The sequence below is a fragment of the Halomonas cupida genome, from assembly GCF_900142755.1.
In the GTDB taxonomy this organism is placed as follows: Bacteria; Pseudomonadota; Gammaproteobacteria; order Pseudomonadales; family Halomonadaceae; genus Halomonas; species Halomonas cupida.
This window is the reverse complement of sequence record NZ_FRCA01000016.1, coordinates 1-15,500: the sequence shown is the minus strand read 5'-3', so window position 1 is coordinate 15,500 and position 15,500 is coordinate 1. Positions and strand designations below refer to the sequence as shown.

Genomic DNA, 15,500 nt, shown 5'->3' with positions numbered 1-15,500 from the left:
ACTAGAATATCGACCCTTTACCGGCACCAGAATTGACCAACAACATCAAGGCAGCCCGGGAAGAATGCACCACAGGCTCCACCACCTCTCCCAGAGTGAGCTACAGAAAATCATGACCGAGGCCAGCAAGCCGCTGTCCCCTGACCAGGCGGCACATCCTGACATTTCTCTCTCCTCGGGTCGGTCCCTGTCGGCCACGCGCCGTCAGTTCCTCTCGGCCATGATAATGGGAGGAAGTGCACTGGGCCTGGGGGGGTGCGCCGCAGGACTGAGCCGATCCAGACCACGAGCCCTGGCCGGTCAGGCTGTAGAACTGCTCTACTATGCGGACCTGCTGGACAGTCATTTTCCTGAAGTCGCGGCCGTGGCAGCAACTCGAATCGGCCCGGCTGACCAGCTGGGTCAGGCACCCTGGGCGACCGTTCAGGGTGTGCCACGCCTGTCTCGATCCTTCGATCCGGCATGGCAGGCACTGACCGACCCGCATGCTGCCACGTCAACACGACTGGGTGGCAGTGCCTTGCTCGCAGCCAGTCTCGACGAACGGCGCGCCGAATTGAGTGGTGCCGACCCGCTGACGCTGGAAAATGGACAGTGCTGGAACGGAGGTGGGCTGGGCTACCTGAGCTCCGGTGAATCCGGCCCCGCGATCAGCCGCATGCTCAAGGCTGACGTCAGGGTCTCCAGTGACGAGCGCGAACTCTGGCCGGATACCGCGGCGGCAGGCTACCGGCGCTCCAGCACGCGGGTCCTCGGTACTCTCGGAGAGAAACGCAACACCGCTCTGGGCATTTCTGCCTGGCAGCGCTTCACCCGTGCTGGCGTACAGGTCGCCGTGGTCGGAGTGACCAACCCCCACGCAGGTGATGAGCAACGCGCCCTGGATGCCTGGTTCGAGGACGTGTCGCGCCAGGTCGACGAGGCGGCAGCCAGCGCCGAACTGACCATAGTGCTGGCCGATGTCGGTAGTGGCCCCGCACTGTGGCTGGCCCAGCGCCTGGCACAAGCTGATCTGGTGCTGGCCGCCAGGGGACAGGACCTGTGGCCAGAGATGGTTCGAGTGCCCCGCGACGACGGCGGAGAGGCCACTGTGTGCTTCCCCGGCAGCCGCGGTCTCGGTGCCTTCCATATCAGCTGTATCAGCCACGGCGATCACTGGCGCTTCGATGGCCATCTGATGGTTGCCGATCATCAGCAGTTGTCGCCCCGGGGCCAGAGCCTTGCGGAGGACTTTCAGGGGCAGTTGGCTCGGCTACGAGCGCCCTATGCAGAATGGCTCGACCTGCCACTGGCCACTGCCCCGCAATGGCTATGGAGGCGCGACACCTGTGCGGGATCCTGGGATGCTCTGATCGATGCCGCCCTGGCCGAGCAGTCCTCCGCCAATCAACTGCGCCTGTCCCCCGGCCTGCGCCATGACTTTCGCGTGGCTCCCGGCGAGCCGATCACCCGCGACCATCTGCTCAGTCTCACCGGCGGCCACCGTGCCGACATCTTCCAGCACCCGATGAGTGGCAACGGCTTGCACCAACTGCTCGAACGCGCGGCCGATCAGTTATTCGGTGAGCCCATGCTGCTTGATCGTTCCGAGGACCTGCCCCGGCTGGGTGGGCAGGAGTGGCAATGCCGCTACAGCCGCGATACCGGGCGAAGAGTCAATCTGAAGGGACAAGCACCGAGCTCGTTGCTCACCTGGAGCCTGCATCCCGGCACCCCGAAGGGAGAACCTCTGTGGCAATGTCTCGAGCGCTATCTGCGCTCACGCTCCGATGGCTGGAGCCTTGCCGAACCTGAGCGGGTACAGCTGGACTATGTCGATGGCCATCCGGGCTGGCATCCCGAAGCGAGGCTGAGCTGATGACCTTCGCCGCCCCGTTGCGCAACCGGCTCCCCAGCAAGCTGGCAGCACTGCTCCCCTGGGGCCTGGCAGCCCTGCTCGGCTGGCTGGCGGCACTGGTCTGCGCCGACATCGCCTGGCGTGTCTGGCCCGCCCCTGCGCCGGCTCCGAATATTCAGGCACAACACAATGGTGAGGCTCTGGTGCCCGACCTCCCCGCCACTCTGTGGCCGCAGCCTACCGAGCAAGCGGCACCTGCTGTCGCTCCCGCCACCACCCTGCCACTGTCATTGGTCGGCGGCATCCTCAGCAGCACTGACTCTCGAGTGGTGGTCATCACGACTCCTCAGGGACCTCGCGTAGCCAGTGTCGGTGACGAAATCATGCCGGGTACGCATATTCGTTCAATCACTGAGCAAGGCGTCCGGCTGGAACACGCTTCCGGCGAGGAACAACTGAGCTGGCCGACTCGACCAGAGCGACAGCAGTCCGCGATTCGCCTCGTCATCGATGGCCAGGCTCATGCCGGCACGGGGGAGTCCTCCTGTGAGGAAGGTTCCTCACCGATCACCAATATCTCGGAGGTCTGCCGATGACCGCACTACCGCTGGCCATCGCACTTGCGCTGGGCATGCTGCTGGCAGCACCGGCCAGCGCCCAGAACGCTAACCTCGACAACACGGCTCTCGGCAGCATTGAAGCACCACAGAGTACCGAACGCTATGCGGTGAACTTCGTCGATGTCGAAATGCAGGAGTTCATCCGCAGCATCGCGCAGACCCTGCAGTTGAATGTGACCATCGATCCACGCGTCCGCGGCACGGTGAATGTCACCAGCCGTGCGCCAGTCAGTCGTGATGAGCTCTATCAGTTGATGGCCGACGAGCTTCGTCTCAGTGGCTTCACTGCCCTGCGCCAGGGGGACGGGCGCCTGCGGGTGATTCCCGAGCAGATCGCCCGCACTCAGCCGGTTCCGGTGGGCATCGAATCCACCGAGGGCAACGAGATTGCCACTGAGATCATCGAGACCCGCCATCTCGATGCCCAGGCATTGGCCACTGTACTCGAGCCGCTGATTGATCCCCAGGTCGGAGCTCTGACCCCCTATCCGGGAGGCCGTGCCCTGGTAGTGACGGACTACCGTGACAACCTCGTGCGCTTGCGCCGTGTCGCCGAGGATCTCGATCACCAGCAGGCTGCCGAGACCGATGTTGTCACGCTCCAGCACGCCGATGCCGAGTCCCTCGCCAGTACACTTCAGTCCGTGGTCGAGAGCGAGGGAGACCCACGCCTGCAGGTTGCTGCCGCGCCTCGCGGCAATGCGCTGGTGGTCATGGGAGATCGTCAGCAACGTCAGCGCCTGAGCCAGTTGATCACTGGACTCGATACCCCACATCAGGGCAACAACGGCACAGAGGTCATCTACCTCAACCATGCCGACGCGGCCTCCGTCGCCGAAGTACTTGGCGGTATCGGCGGTATAGACCGCGCGTCAGCCACCAGCACGCCAGGCCTGGAGCCTGTTTCCGCCGAGGCCGAAGGTAGCAATCCACCATCCCGTGCGGTCAGTACCCAGCGAGGCCAGGATGGCAGCACCGTGGCGGTCCATCCAGCCACCAACGCCATCGTGCTCAGAGGCTCTGCCGGTACCCTCGAGGCCTACCGGCACATCATTCAGCGCCTCGACATCCCGCGCGCCCAGGTCGCTGTCGAAGCGATCATCGCCGAAATCACCGAGTCACGCAGCCAGGAACTGGGGGTTCAGTGGCTGTTCCAAGGCAGTAACGGTGCCCTGGCCTCCTCGAGCTTCGGCAGCCCCGGCATCAACTCTGTCGCAGAGGCACAAGCCGCAGGAGACGATACGCTGCTGGGCGCGCTGCTCAGTCAGTTCAGCGGCATCACTGCCGGGGTTGCACGACTCAACGGTAGCGGTACGGACTTCGCAGTGCTGCTCAATGCGCTGCAGAACGACGCAGAGACCAACCTGCTGTCCACTCCGTCGCTGACCACTCTGGACAATACCGAGGCGTCGATTCTGGTCGGTCAGGAAGTGCCCTTCATCACCGGCTCGACCACTGTCGACAACACCAATCCTTTCCAGACCATCCAACGCGAGGATGTCGGCATCAAGCTCAATATCCTGCCGACCATCAGCGCCGATGATTCCATTCGTCTGCGCATCGTTCAGGAAGTGTCGTCCATCGATGAGAGCATCGAGGCCAGCGATGTGGTCACCAACAAGCGCGAGATCGAGACCACGGTACTGACCCAGGATGGCGGCATCATCGTCCTCGGCGGCCTGATCAGCGACCAGGGCGCCAATGGCGAGCAGAAGGTGCCGGTGCTGGGCAACATCCCGGTGGTCGGCAACCTCTTCCGTTACAGCCGTGACAGCAACGAGAAACGCAACCTGATGGTCTTCATTCGCGCCCGAGTGCTGCGTGACAGCGGCCCTCTGCACAGTGTCACCGCCGACCGCTACGCTCAGATGCGCTCGTTGCAGCAGGATGCCCAGTTGCCCTCCGGCCAGGTGCTGCCAGCGCTGCCCCAACCGGCATCTCAAACTCCATCACCACAATCCGGTACTGGCCAATCCACAACACCGGCCGTCCACAACGCAGAATCTGCCGCGATTCAGGCCCTGTACCCCTCCGGGCGAGAGCGACTGGGGAGCCTGGCGCAATGATCACGCAGCACAGCACTTCTCGGAGCAGCACTTCTCGGAACGGTGCTCAGGCCAGCGCCGAGGCAACGTCACTGCTGCCCTACCGCCTGGCGCAGCGGGCCGGTGTGGCTCTGGATTGGCGGGATAGCCGTTACCACCTCATGTGCCGGCGTCACAACGACAACCAGCGCCTGCAGATCGAGCTGTTGCAGGAATTGCAGCGTCGCCACGGTGCGCCGGCCGCCGTCGACTGGCTGGACGACAACCGCTGGACCAGTCGCCTGGGCGAACTCTACGATGCCCAGCGCGAAAACACCGACGCGCTGGTCGAGGGGCTTGCCGAGCACATCGATCTGGACAGCCTGATCAAGGAGTTGCCACGCACCGAAGACCTGCTCGACAGTGAACAGGAAGCGCCGGTCATTCGACTGATCAATGCCATCTTTTCCGAGGCACTGCGTCTCGGCGCTTCCGATGTCCATATCGAACCCTTCGAGCAGGAACTGGTGGTACGTCTGCGTGTGGATGGCGCCCTGCGAGTAGCACTGCGTCCGCCACGCGTATTGGCTCCCATGCTGATCTCGCGGATCAAGGTCATGGCACGACTGGACATCGCCGAGAAGCGCAAGCCGCAGGATGGCCGTATCACGGTACGCGCCGCCGGTCGCCCGGTGGATATCCGCGTCTCCACCCTGCCCGGCATTCACGGCGAGCGCCTGGTCATGCGCCTACTCGACAAGCAGGCGTCGCTGCTGGAGCTCGATGCCATCGGCATGCCCCCGGCAGTACTCAAGGGCTGGCGGCAGGCGCTGGCCCAGCCCAACGGCATCGTCCTCAATACCGGGCCAACCGGATCCGGCAAGACCACCACCCTGTATGCCAGCCTGACGCAACTGAATGATCAGCAACGCAGCATCCTCACCGTCGAGGATCCCGTGGAATACGCTCTGCCCGGTATCGGCCAGACACCGGTCAACCCCCAGGCCGGGCTGACCTTCGCCCGAGGCCTGCGCGCCATCCTGCGTCAGGACCCGGATGTCATCATGATCGGTGAGATCCGCGATCTGGAAACCGCCACCACCGCGGTGCAGTCGAGCCTCACCGGTCACCTGGTACTCTCGACGCTACATACCAACAGTGCACTGGGGGCCATCGCCCGTCTGCGTGACATGGGAGTGGAAGCCTATCTGCTGGCGACCAGTCTCAAGGGCGTCATGGCTCAGCGTCTGGTGCGCCGACTGTGCCCCCACTGTCGCCAGTGGCATCCATCAAGCGACGCCCAGCGTGCCCTGCTGCCGGGGCTTTCTCCGGAGCAACCGGTGGCAGAGGCCGGCGGCTGCGAGGAGTGCGCCGACACCGGCTATCGCGGCCGTCTGGGACTCTACGAATTCGTTGCCATTGATGCCCGACTGGCGGAACTGATCCATGCCGGTGCTTCCGAGGCCGAGTTGGCCAGCTGTGCCCGCCGGCATGGCACGACACTTGCTGACGCCGCTGTGGACGCTGTCGCACAGGGCCACACCAGCATCGAGGAAGTGCTGCGTGCCATTCATCTCCAGACCATGCCCAGTGGTGAACCGACGGAGTGAGGACAGCCCATGCCGACCTACCGCTATCTGGCATTGAGTGGCGACGGACGCCGACACCAGGACGTGATACAGGCCGAAAGTGAAGGACATGCGCGTCAGTTGCTCAGCGACCAGGGGCTGTTCGCTCGCCGCCTCGAGGCCGTCAACAGCGGCCATTCGCGATCCCGACGCGGGCGCCTGGACAACGAACGCCTGACGTTGCTGTCCCGCCAGCTGGCCACTCTGGTCGATGCCGGTATTCCGCTGGGAGATGCCCTCGACGCCCTGACCCAGCAGGCGGATCGCGCCAATGCCCGGGCATTACTGCTGGATATCGGTGATCGGGTACGCGAGGGTTACAGCCTCGCGGAAAGCCTGGCCGCCCATCCCAGGATATTCGACGACCTCTATGTGGCACTGGTGGCGGCTGGTGAGCGTGCTGGACAACTCGGCCGGGTACTGGAACGTCTGGCCGATCACCTGGAGCGCTCCCAGCGCCAGCGCCACAAGGCACGCACCGCCCTCATCTACCCTCTCGTGCTGGTGCTGGTGTCCAGCGCGGTGGTCATCGGCCTGATGACCTATGTGGTCCCACGTCTGGCGGAGCAATTCCAACGCTCGGACCTCACCCTTCCCTGGTTGACACGGACGTTGATCCAGCTCACCGACCTGCTGACCCAGGGCGGTCACTGGCTGGTGCTGGGTGGCACCCTAGTGGTGCTGACGGTGGTACGGGCACTACGTCAGCCCCGCTGGCGACGCCACGCCGACCGTTTGATCCTGCGCCTGCCGCGCATCGGCGAACTGGTGCAACTGCTCGATACTGCGCGCCTGACCCGCACCCTGGCCATCCTCACCCATTCCGGCATTGCCCTGCTGGAATCGCTGAAGGTAAGTCGGGATACCCTGGGCAATCAGCTGATGCGCGAGGCCGTCGAGCAGATCAGCGAAAGCGTCACCGCCGGGGTCAGCCTACGCATGGCGATGATGGAGACCCAGCGTTTCTCGCCGAGCCTGTTGCACATGATCGGCAGCGGTGAATCCAGCGGTCGCCTGGCCGATATGCTCGAGCGTGTCGCCGAGACCCAGGAAAGTACCTTCAACCGCCGCGTCGACACCGCTCTGGCGCTATTCGAACCCCTGATCATCCTGACCATGGGCGCGGTGGTTCTGACCATCGTGCTCGCCATCCTGCTGCCGATCATGCGTCTCAACGGCGCCATGGCGCTTTGATCTTCCCCCCACCAACTGCCTAGTGGAGTCCGTCATGTCGACATCAACCGTTCCTGATCACACCACCGCAAGGGCCAGTCATGCTTCTCTCCCTGGCTCGTGCTCGGCTCAAGCCGGATTCACGCTGCTGGAGATCATGGTGGTGATCTTCATTCTCGGCCTGCTGGTCGCCATCGTGGCTCCCAATGTGCTGAGCAATCAGGACGAGGCCATGCAACAGAAGGCGCGTGCCGATATCGCCACCCTTGAGCAGGCACTGGACATGTATCGTCTCGACAACTTCCGCTATCCGACTACCCGCCAGGGACTCGAGGCGCTGGAATCGCCACCCCGCCAGGCTCCCGAAGCACAGAATTACCGTGACGGCGGTTATGTCCGCCGTCTGCCGGAAGATCCCTGGGGCAACCCCTATCAGTACGCCAGCCCTGGTGAGCATGGCGATGTGGACATCTTCTCGCTGGGTGCTGATGCCGCCAGCGGTGGTGAAGGCAACGACGCTGATATCGGCAACTGGATGCTATGAGCGTCGTTGGCACGCCACGAGAGTCCGGCTTTACTCTGCTCGAGCTGCTGGTGGTCCTGGTGATCATCGCGCTGGGCGCAAGCCTCGGTATGAGCTGGCTCCAGGGTGGCTCTGAGCAGCGTCTGCAGACCTTTGCCCAGCAGTGGGCCGACGAGTTGCGCATGGCTGCCAGTCATGCGCTGGGGCAACGCCAGGTGGTGGCCGTGATCGGCGATGACCAGGGCTACCGATTCGTCACCTGGCAACACCCCAGGGGCGATGCCGAAGGCCGCTGGTCGCCACTGAGCACTCCGCTATTGACGAAAGATACCTGGCCCACCGGGCTGGCGGTGTCCCCACAGACCCCGAACGAGGACGGCGGCCCCTGGCTGGCCTGGTGGCCCGATGGCGAAGTGCTGGCCACTCGCCTCGATATGCACTTGAGCGACAGCCGGATAGTACTGGCCGTCGACGGTCACGGCATCAGCCTGGAGCCTGCTGGGGAGGCCGTGGACGAATGACCGCGCCCATTGCTCAACGGGGATTTACGCTACTCGAGGTGCTGATCGCCATGGTGGTGATCGCGGTGATCACCACCGTGGTCAGCCAGGCCCTGCACCAGACAACCCAGGTAGCGGAAAGCGAACGTCATCGTCTGCCCTTGATCCTCTGTGCCCGCAGCCTGGCAAACCATTTCGAACTGGAGAATTACTGGCCGGACAGCGGACTTCATGACGGCCAGCACGATGCCACTGGCACCCTCTGTCACTGGCGCATGGAGGTCGAGAATACCCAGGTTCGGCAGATGCGCCGCGGTGCGCTGACGCTGTCCACTGATGAAGATTTTCAGCATTCACTGACCTTCACCCTGTTCCTGTCGCCATGAAGCTGCCTGCCAACCAACGCCGACAACAACGCGGGTTCACCCTCCTCGAGGTAGTGATCGCCATTGGCCTGAGCGCGATTCTGGCCATGCTGGTTGCTGCCCAGATCAACGCCCTGGTGGGCATCCGCGAACGGCTCGACATCCCATCGCCCGGAAATGACGAGTTGCACCTGGTACGGCTGCTGGAAAGGCGTCTCGATGCCCTGGTGATACGCCCTCTCCATGAACAGGGGCAGCCGTTGCTCAATCAACCACTCGAACTGGATGCGGATGGGCATCGGCTGCAGTGGGTGGCGATAAGCGACTGGCCCGTAGCGCTGGGTGATCACTACAGCCGGGTACGCCGTCAACGGCTTGTTCATGATCCGGAAGAGGAGCGCCTGACGCTGTACAGCGCAGGATTGCTTGACGCCCTGGAATCCCCGGATTGGCAACTCGTCACACAGCTCGAGGGGGTCAGCGAGGTCGAGATGACCTTTCATGACGGTACACAATGGCGCAGCGCGCCGTTCTATCCACAGACCCGGGCGCTACGCCTGTCCTGGCGGGAGAATGACCAGCAGCGCTCGGCGACCTTCATGCTCCCGGAGGCGAGCCCATGATTGCTGTTCGCCGTCAGCGAGGAGTCGCCCTGATCATGGCACTGCTGTGTCTGGCGGTGGTCAGTGTGTTATTGACCAACCTCACCACCCGCGGCCGTCAGGACATCGCCCGTCTGGATCTACTGCAGGCAGAAACCCAGGCACGTTTCGTCATGCGTGGTGCCGAGATTCTCGTCCAGCGTGCCCTCACCGAGCCTGAGGTCCGCCAGACCGGCCTGTGGTGGCAGACACTGCGGGGTCGCCCGTTCACCTGGGATCTCGAACAGGGCAGCCTGACGCTTTGGGTCGAGGATCTGCGTACCTGTTTCAATCTCAATGCGTTGGGAGGGCCCCAGGCCGAGCTCACCGCACGTCAACTGGAACACTGGATCAAGCAGGGCCACGGCGACTTTCTCCAGGCGCTTTCTCCCGAAGGCTTCAGCAATGCGCTTCAGGACTGGATCGACGCCGATGGCAGTGCCCGAAGTGGCAGTATGGACGGCATGGATTTCGCCACCCTGGATCCTCCCCGGATCAGCGCCGATGTCGTGCTGGCCGACCTCAGCGAGGTCAACTGGATCACTCCCCTCGATAGTCAGCGTTTCCGCCGTCTCCCCAATGAACTCTGTGTACTCCCGGAGACGTCTCCCTGGCGCCTCAATCTCAACACTCTGCCAGCCTCACGCCTTGACCTGCTGAGCGCCCTGTTCGAGGGCGAGGCTCCGCCACAGCAACTGCAACGTCTGATTCTGGAACGCCCTGCCAGTGGCTATCGCAGCGCCGAGCAGGTCCGCCAGACCCTGGGCGAGAATGCGGACTGGTTCGAGTCCATGGGGCGACGCCTGACACTGACGCCCGACCTGCTGCGTATCCACCAGATCATCGAGATCGGTCGCCATCGTTTCCGCAGCACCCGTCTGGTACGGGCCGAAGGTGTCAGCGGCTGGCATCCGATGGGCCCTGCCAGTCGTGTCCACCTGCTGTCCCGCAGCGCCGGTGATCCCGATGTCACCATGCCGGAACGCGAAGAGGAGAACCTACCTTGAAGATCCTTCGCCGTCTCTCAGCCAGACACTCTTCGAAGCGGCCCGCCCATCAGGCACCGGAACGCCTGTTGATCATGCCCGAGGTCTTCGAGATCCCGGCATCGTCTTCGCCGGTCTGGCATTGGATGGTGTCCTCCCTCGAGGGCATCACTGCCAGCGGTGACAACTCGGCAACCGGGCTGGCTGAACTGGGTCGCCTGCCGCCCACCGTCAGCCGTTGCCTGGTTCTGCCACCCAACGCCGTCAGCCGAGTACAGCTGCATCCCCCCAGAGGCATAAAGCGTCAGGAGTGGCCACTGCTGGTCGGCGATCATCTCAATCAATCCATGGATGGCCTGCTGATCGAACCCTTGCCGCAGACTGGGCGCGCCCCCTTAACGCGATCATCCGACACGCTATGCCTACTGGTGGTCGAGCACCAGGCCCTTCAGAACTGGCAGCAGCAACTGGCGGCTCTGGATATCACCCTGACCCATTGGATGCCGGCCTTCATGGCACTGCCCAGCGCACCGCCGGGCCAGGTCAGTACAATGGGCTGGGGCGATCAGATGATGCTGAAGTGGCAGACGCTCGACGACAGTGCCAACGCAGGGGAAGACAACCACACCGCGTCTGCAATGTCGCACAAGGTGCCGGACGAGCACTGGCTGTGCTGGCCAGCCAGGGTGCATGTCGCAGACTGTCCACTGCCACCGGACATCAACGAGTGGCCCCGGTATCCAGCATCCTCGGATGAACTAAACGAGCCACTGGAACGCCTGGCACTACTGGCCCGACATCTGCCGGTGGCGCTACCGCGCTGGCCAACCTCGACCTCTGATCGACACTTCTCCTTCGCCTGGGCAAGCGCGCTGTTTCCCAGCGATTCCATCTCCCGATGGAGCGCCTGCGCCTGCCTGGCACTTGGTATCGGGCATCTGCTGCTGAGCCTGCTGCCTGCCCCGGAGGCATCGACGGATACCACGCAGCACCAGAGTCGTGACCTCTTCCTTGGTGCCGAGCCGTCCGCTGACCAGGCAAATGCGCGACTTCGGCAACGACGTGAGGCCATGCTGCTGCTGGCCGAACGCCAGCAGAATATCGACAGCTGGCTGGCCTTTCTGGTCACCGATCTCGAGCTTCCGCCGCCGACCGGGATGTCCGTCGATGGCCAACAACTGCGCCTGACCTGGCGCCACGACGACCTGACAACCGACAATGCCCCCCCCCCATCAAGCACGCTGGCGAGCCTTGCCGACGTGACATCGCAGAATGAATACCTGGTGGCTCGCCTGGATCTGACCATCACTCCTCGGGAGGCCACACCATGAAGTCCGCCCTCGCTCAAGGCTTCCGCAGTCCTCGCCATGAGCGGCTGCGCCTGTTGCTGGGTATCGGGACTGTCGTGCTGCTGGTCGGCTATCTGGCCATCGACCGTGGCTGGCTGGCCATCGATGGCAGCGCACAGAAGGGACAGGGAGCAGCCGTGAACCTTCCTTCGCTACCGAGTATCAGCGAGCTTGATGACAGGCAATGGCGGCAGGCCGCCAGTGACGCCGGTATCCAGCCGGCAACGGTGGAATATCGGGATTCTACCTGGCATCTGCAGGGCAGCACTGCCTCCAGCGAGAGTCTCGCGACGTTATCCCGTTGGGCGGCGAGGCGCGGCTGGTGGGCCATCGACTGGGATATCCAGCATGACCGCCCCCAGACCCGACTGAGGGTACGTTACGCCGCCGAGCTGGAAACCCTCGACCTGGAGGCACCCCCATGAAGCGTCTCGCCATCTGGCTCGGCCTCGCGGGACTCGGCCTGACTACCTTCCTGATCGGGCTGGTCTGCTATTTTCCTGCTGCGGCGGTGATTCCCCGCCTGAGCCTGTTCATCCCGTCACATATCCAGCTCGACTGGCAGGGAATCGGTGGCACCCTGCTGGATGGCAGAGTCCAACGTCTGGAAATCGCCATCGGCAACGGCTGGCCCATCGGTGTTGGCCCCATCGGCTGGCACATCGAGTCACCGGGTCGACTTCAACTGGCCCTTGGCGCCCCCCAGACTGCCTGGCAATTGAGCGTCCAGCCCGAGCTGGGCCGTCTTGCCTGGCAGGTGAAAGGCGGCAGCCTTGCCGTGCTCGATGCCCGAGCCACTCCATTGGCCCTGCAGCATCCACTGACCGGCAGGTTCTCCGGACGCCTGCAATTCTGGACAGGGGGTGGTAAATGCCTTTCCAGCCAGGGGAGCTTGACCAGCCCTGCTCTGGGTATGCAATTGCCGGATCCGGTCCCCCTCGGTGAAGGCCTGTTGCAACTGAGCTGTGACGGAGCCGACGCCCCGAATTGGCAACTGGCATTGAAGGACGGCCAACAACTCGACCTGGCGCTCAGCAATGAGGGCACACAAGCGGTCCTGGTTCGGGGCTACCTCTCTCCAGAACACCCCCTGACGCCTTACTGGCAACTACTGGGACCTGACGCAGGTAGCGGCGACATAAAAGTGCGTATGCTACCCTGAGCGCCCGCCCTGGGCGCCGGGCGTGGAAAGTAGAAGTGGCGAGTGAAGATGATGAACCGTCATCGCTGCCGGATGGGAAAGGATAGAGGGATGCACAGGTGGAGAGATGGATGAGCAAGCACGATCGAAACACGTTCAGAGAGGCCGCCCGGAGTATGATCGCGCTGGGTATGTTGCTGGCCCTGAGTGGTTGTGCAGTGTTCGCCCCCGATCCGCCCCAGCGTCAGGACAACCTCTGCGAGATCTTCCGCGAACAACCTGACTGGTATGACGCTGCGCGCGCCTCGCAGGAGAAATGGGGCACACCGATCGCCACCCAGATGGCCTTCATCAAGCGCGAATCCTCCTACCGGGCTGCCATCCGCCCTCCACGCACAAAGCTGCTGGGCTTCATTCCCTGGAAACGCCCCTCCTCGGCCTACGGTTATGCTCAGGCCCAGGATCCGGTATGGGAAGAATATCAGGACGACGCCGGAAGTCTGTTTTCCGGGCGCACCGACATGGATGACGCCACCGATTTCATCGGCTGGTACAACGCCCGCACCCACCGCAGCACCGGTGTCTCCCTCAACAACCCCGAACACCTGTATCTGGCCTACCATGAGGGCCAGGGGGGATACAAGCGCGGCAGCTACCGAGGCAAACCCGGCGTACAGCGGGCGGCTCGCGACGTCGCCACCACCGCCTCGCGCTATCAGGCCCAGCTCAACTCCTGCGAAGCCGAATTCCAATGCGATGGCGCTTTCGAATTCTGGCCGTTCTGTCGAGAGTGAAGCCAACGAGCAGCGAGCTACGAGTGGCGAGCACTCCGGTGCGAACCCAATGCTACTGCGGCTGAACCCAGGGACATCAAGGAAGCGAGTGGGCTCCATGCCCCTATAGCCGCTCGTAGCTCACAGCCTACGCTTTTGCCAGCCTCTCCGCGGCGAGATTCAGCAGGTGCTCGGTGGTCTCCCAACCGATACAGGCGTCGGTAACGGATACGCCGTAACGGAGCTTGCCCGGCACCAGTGGCTGCTTACCCTCGTGGATATGGCTCTCCAGCATCACACCGATCAGTGCGCTGTCGCCATTTTCACGCTGGGCCAGCACTTCAAGCATGACTTCACTCTGGCGGCGGTGGTCCTTGCGCGCATTGGCGTGACTGCAGTCGACCATCAGGCGTGGCGCGAAGCCGCCACCAACGATGGCCTTGCGGGCTGCGGCTACGCTGTCAACATCATAATTGGGTCCACCGTGACCACCGCGCAGCACCACATGGGTCATATCGTTACCCTGTGTCTGCTTCATTACCGGGCGGCCATCACCACCGATGGCGAAGTGCTCATGAGGATGGGCTGCGGACTGCATGGCATCCAGCGCGACCTGGAGGTCGCCGTTGGTGGCATTCTTGAAACCCACTGCGGCCTTGAGCCCACTGGCCAGCTCACGGTGCAGTTGCGACTCCGTGGTCCTGGCGCCGATGGCCACCCAGGCCAATAGGTCATCCAGGTAGGGAGCGATCATCGGCTGCAGCAGCTCAGTGGCCACCGGCAGGCCCAGATCGACAATATCCCGCATCAAACCACGTGACAGTTCCAGACCGCGCCTGATATCGCTCTGGCCGTTCAGGTCCGGATCATAGGCCATCCCCTTCCACCCCACGGTGGTCCGCGGCTTCTCGACATAGACACGCATCACCAGCAACAGTCGATCACGCACCTGATCAGCAAGCTTCGCCAGACGGCGGGCATATTCCATCGCCGCGTCGGGGTCGTGAACCGAACAGGGTCCGACCACGACCAGCAGCCGATCATCACGGCCTTCGAGAATATCGCGAATCTGATGACGTTGCGCTTCAACACGGTCGTGGAGTGCGGCACTCAGTGGAAGCTGACGCTGGAGCTCCTTCGGACTGGGAAGCGGCATCGGGGTTGCCTCTTCAAGCAACGACGAATGATCAGTGGACAAGACGGCGTGGGCATTCATGGTATTCAACTCCGTGGGCATCGGTGATTTCGAACCTGCTTCTGGCCACCGAATTGCTCACGGTCGGAGGTGGCCAACTGGCCCGACCGCGCCTCGATAAATCGCCAGCTATAGCCCCAACCATAATCAGAGTACTGACCATGGGATGCAGCACTGGCGAATTCACGAAATGCGGTCATGTCTTACCTCCTGATTGATCGAGTCCTGGCGCAGGGACCTGACGCAGAAACCCCCGGGTGGGGCTGCCATCCGGGGGTTCCGAGAGGCGGCCCATCTGGGGAGCGCCTCGCTATCCTGTTACTTGATCCTGTTGTTCAAGCCAAGCGGATCAGGAAACGGCAGTCGGCGCCCCGGTATCAAACCAATACCAGGTAAAGCCGAACCAATAGCTGTCCACAGCACCAACGCCTTCGCCACCCCGGGAGGTGGTGATGACAGACATCTGGTGAGTGGTAGCAGTCATGGAGTGTCTCCGTTTCCGAACGAGCCGACGTGTGTGGGCCCGTCGAGTTGTTTTTTTATCCTGCCCGCACCCGCAGCAAATGGCAAGCCCCTCGAACGTATAGCTTCGAGGAACGAGCTTCGAGCCGCGAGCTGTTCCGTGCCGCGCCGTGGAACACGGACAAGGACCAGGTTCGAGCGAAGCGGGCTCGTAGCTCGCGACCCACAGGGATGTGGGAAGTGCGTGTTCGTGTCGGGAACACGAATAGCCGACCCACAGGGA

At 63.2% G+C, this 15,500-nt stretch carries 17 protein-coding genes; 14 read left to right on the top strand and 3 right to left on the bottom strand.

Going from position 1 to position 15,500, the window contains the following annotated elements; genetic code table 11:
• Positions 1-112 precede the first annotated feature (112 nt).
• From BUE38_RS20365 to BUE38_RS20300, 14 genes are all read left to right on the top strand, one after another.
• The gene (locus BUE38_RS20365) at positions 113-1,858 is read left to right on the top strand and encodes a bifunctional UDP-sugar hydrolase/5'-nucleotidase (RefSeq protein WP_084542069.1); all 1,746 of its coding nucleotides are present in this window, start codon (positions 113-115) and stop codon (positions 1,856-1,858) included.
• Entirely contained in the window at positions 1,858-2,433 is a 576-nt protein-coding gene (locus BUE38_RS20360) for a hypothetical protein (RefSeq protein ID WP_073437082.1), read from the top strand. The genes BUE38_RS20365 and BUE38_RS20360 overlap by 1 nt, the downstream gene beginning before the upstream one ends.
• A complete protein-coding gene (gene gspD / locus BUE38_RS20355) occupies positions 2,430-4,523 on the top strand; it encodes a type II secretion system secretin GspD (RefSeq protein ID WP_073437081.1) in 2,094 nt (697 codons plus the stop codon). Before BUE38_RS20360 ends, gspD begins: the two co-directional genes overlap by 4 nt.
• Complete coding sequence (locus tag BUE38_RS20350) at positions 4,520-6,091, top strand: GspE/PulE family protein (protein WP_084542068.1); 1,572 nt, start codon at positions 4,520-4,522, stop codon at positions 6,089-6,091. Before gspD ends, BUE38_RS20350 begins: the two co-directional genes overlap by 4 nt.
• 9 nt (positions 6,092-6,100) lie before the next feature.
• Positions 6,101-7,303 carry a type II secretion system inner membrane protein GspF gene (gspF, locus tag BUE38_RS20345; RefSeq protein WP_073437080.1) on the top strand — a complete coding sequence of 401 codons (1,203 nt, stop codon included), beginning with the start codon at positions 6,101-6,103 and terminating at the stop codon, positions 7,301-7,303.
• A gap of 34 nt (positions 7,304-7,337) precedes the next feature.
• Entirely contained in the window at positions 7,338-7,826 is a 489-nt protein-coding gene (gspG, locus tag BUE38_RS20340; RefSeq protein WP_073437079.1) for a type II secretion system major pseudopilin GspG, read from the top strand.
• On the top strand, positions 7,823-8,326 hold the full coding sequence (locus BUE38_RS20335) for a prepilin-type N-terminal cleavage/methylation domain-containing protein (RefSeq protein ID WP_073437078.1): 504 nt from the start codon (positions 7,823-7,825) through the stop codon (positions 8,324-8,326). Before gspG ends, BUE38_RS20335 begins: the two co-directional genes overlap by 4 nt.
• Positions 8,323-8,691, top strand: coding sequence for a type II secretion system protein (locus BUE38_RS20330; protein ID WP_073437077.1), 369 nt, complete (start codon positions 8,323-8,325; stop codon positions 8,689-8,691). Before BUE38_RS20335 ends, BUE38_RS20330 begins: the two co-directional genes overlap by 4 nt.
• Complete coding sequence (locus BUE38_RS20325) at positions 8,688-9,293, top strand: prepilin-type N-terminal cleavage/methylation domain-containing protein (RefSeq protein ID WP_073437076.1); 606 nt, start codon at positions 8,688-8,690, stop codon at positions 9,291-9,293. The genes BUE38_RS20330 and BUE38_RS20325 overlap by 4 nt, the downstream gene beginning before the upstream one ends.
• Positions 9,290-10,318 carry a type II secretion system minor pseudopilin GspK gene (gspK, locus tag BUE38_RS20320; protein WP_073437075.1) on the top strand — a complete coding sequence of 343 codons (1,029 nt, stop codon included), beginning with the start codon at positions 9,290-9,292 and terminating at the stop codon, positions 10,316-10,318. Before BUE38_RS20325 ends, gspK begins: the two co-directional genes overlap by 4 nt.
• Positions 10,315-11,628: a type II secretion system protein L gene (locus BUE38_RS20315; RefSeq protein ID WP_073437074.1), complete on the top strand. Its 1,314-nt coding sequence runs from the start codon at positions 10,315-10,317 to the stop codon at positions 11,626-11,628. Before gspK ends, BUE38_RS20315 begins: the two co-directional genes overlap by 4 nt.
• Positions 11,625-12,071: a hypothetical protein gene (locus BUE38_RS20310; protein WP_073437073.1), complete on the top strand. Its 447-nt coding sequence runs from the start codon at positions 11,625-11,627 to the stop codon at positions 12,069-12,071. Before BUE38_RS20315 ends, BUE38_RS20310 begins: the two co-directional genes overlap by 4 nt.
• A complete protein-coding gene (locus BUE38_RS20305) occupies positions 12,068-12,808 on the top strand; it encodes a hypothetical protein (RefSeq protein ID WP_073437072.1) in 741 nt (246 codons plus the stop codon). Before BUE38_RS20310 ends, BUE38_RS20305 begins: the two co-directional genes overlap by 4 nt.
• A gap of 110 nt (positions 12,809-12,918) precedes the next feature.
• A complete protein-coding gene (locus BUE38_RS20300) occupies positions 12,919-13,581 on the top strand; it encodes a transglycosylase SLT domain-containing protein (RefSeq protein WP_073437071.1) in 663 nt (220 codons plus the stop codon).
• Positions 13,582-13,708: 127 nt separating this feature from the next.
• On the opposite strand, the gene BUE38_RS20295 is transcribed toward BUE38_RS20300, so the two are convergent.
• From BUE38_RS20295 to BUE38_RS23385, 3 genes are all read right to left on the bottom strand, one after another.
• Positions 13,709-14,776 (bottom strand): 3-deoxy-7-phosphoheptulonate synthase, encoded by a 1,068-nt coding sequence (locus BUE38_RS20295; RefSeq protein ID WP_073437070.1) that lies wholly within the window; start codon positions 14,774-14,776, stop codon positions 13,709-13,711.
• Positions 14,777-14,781: 5 nt separating this feature from the next.
• The gene (locus BUE38_RS23175; RefSeq protein ID WP_170234299.1) at positions 14,782-14,955 is read right to left on the bottom strand and encodes a hypothetical protein; all 174 of its coding nucleotides are present in this window, start codon (positions 14,953-14,955) and stop codon (positions 14,782-14,784) included.
• A 149-nt stretch (positions 14,956-15,104) separates the two neighbouring features.
• Positions 15,105-15,239: a hypothetical protein gene (locus BUE38_RS23385; protein ID WP_255320821.1), complete on the bottom strand. Its 135-nt coding sequence runs from the start codon at positions 15,237-15,239 to the stop codon at positions 15,105-15,107.
• Positions 15,240-15,500 lie beyond the last annotated feature (261 nt).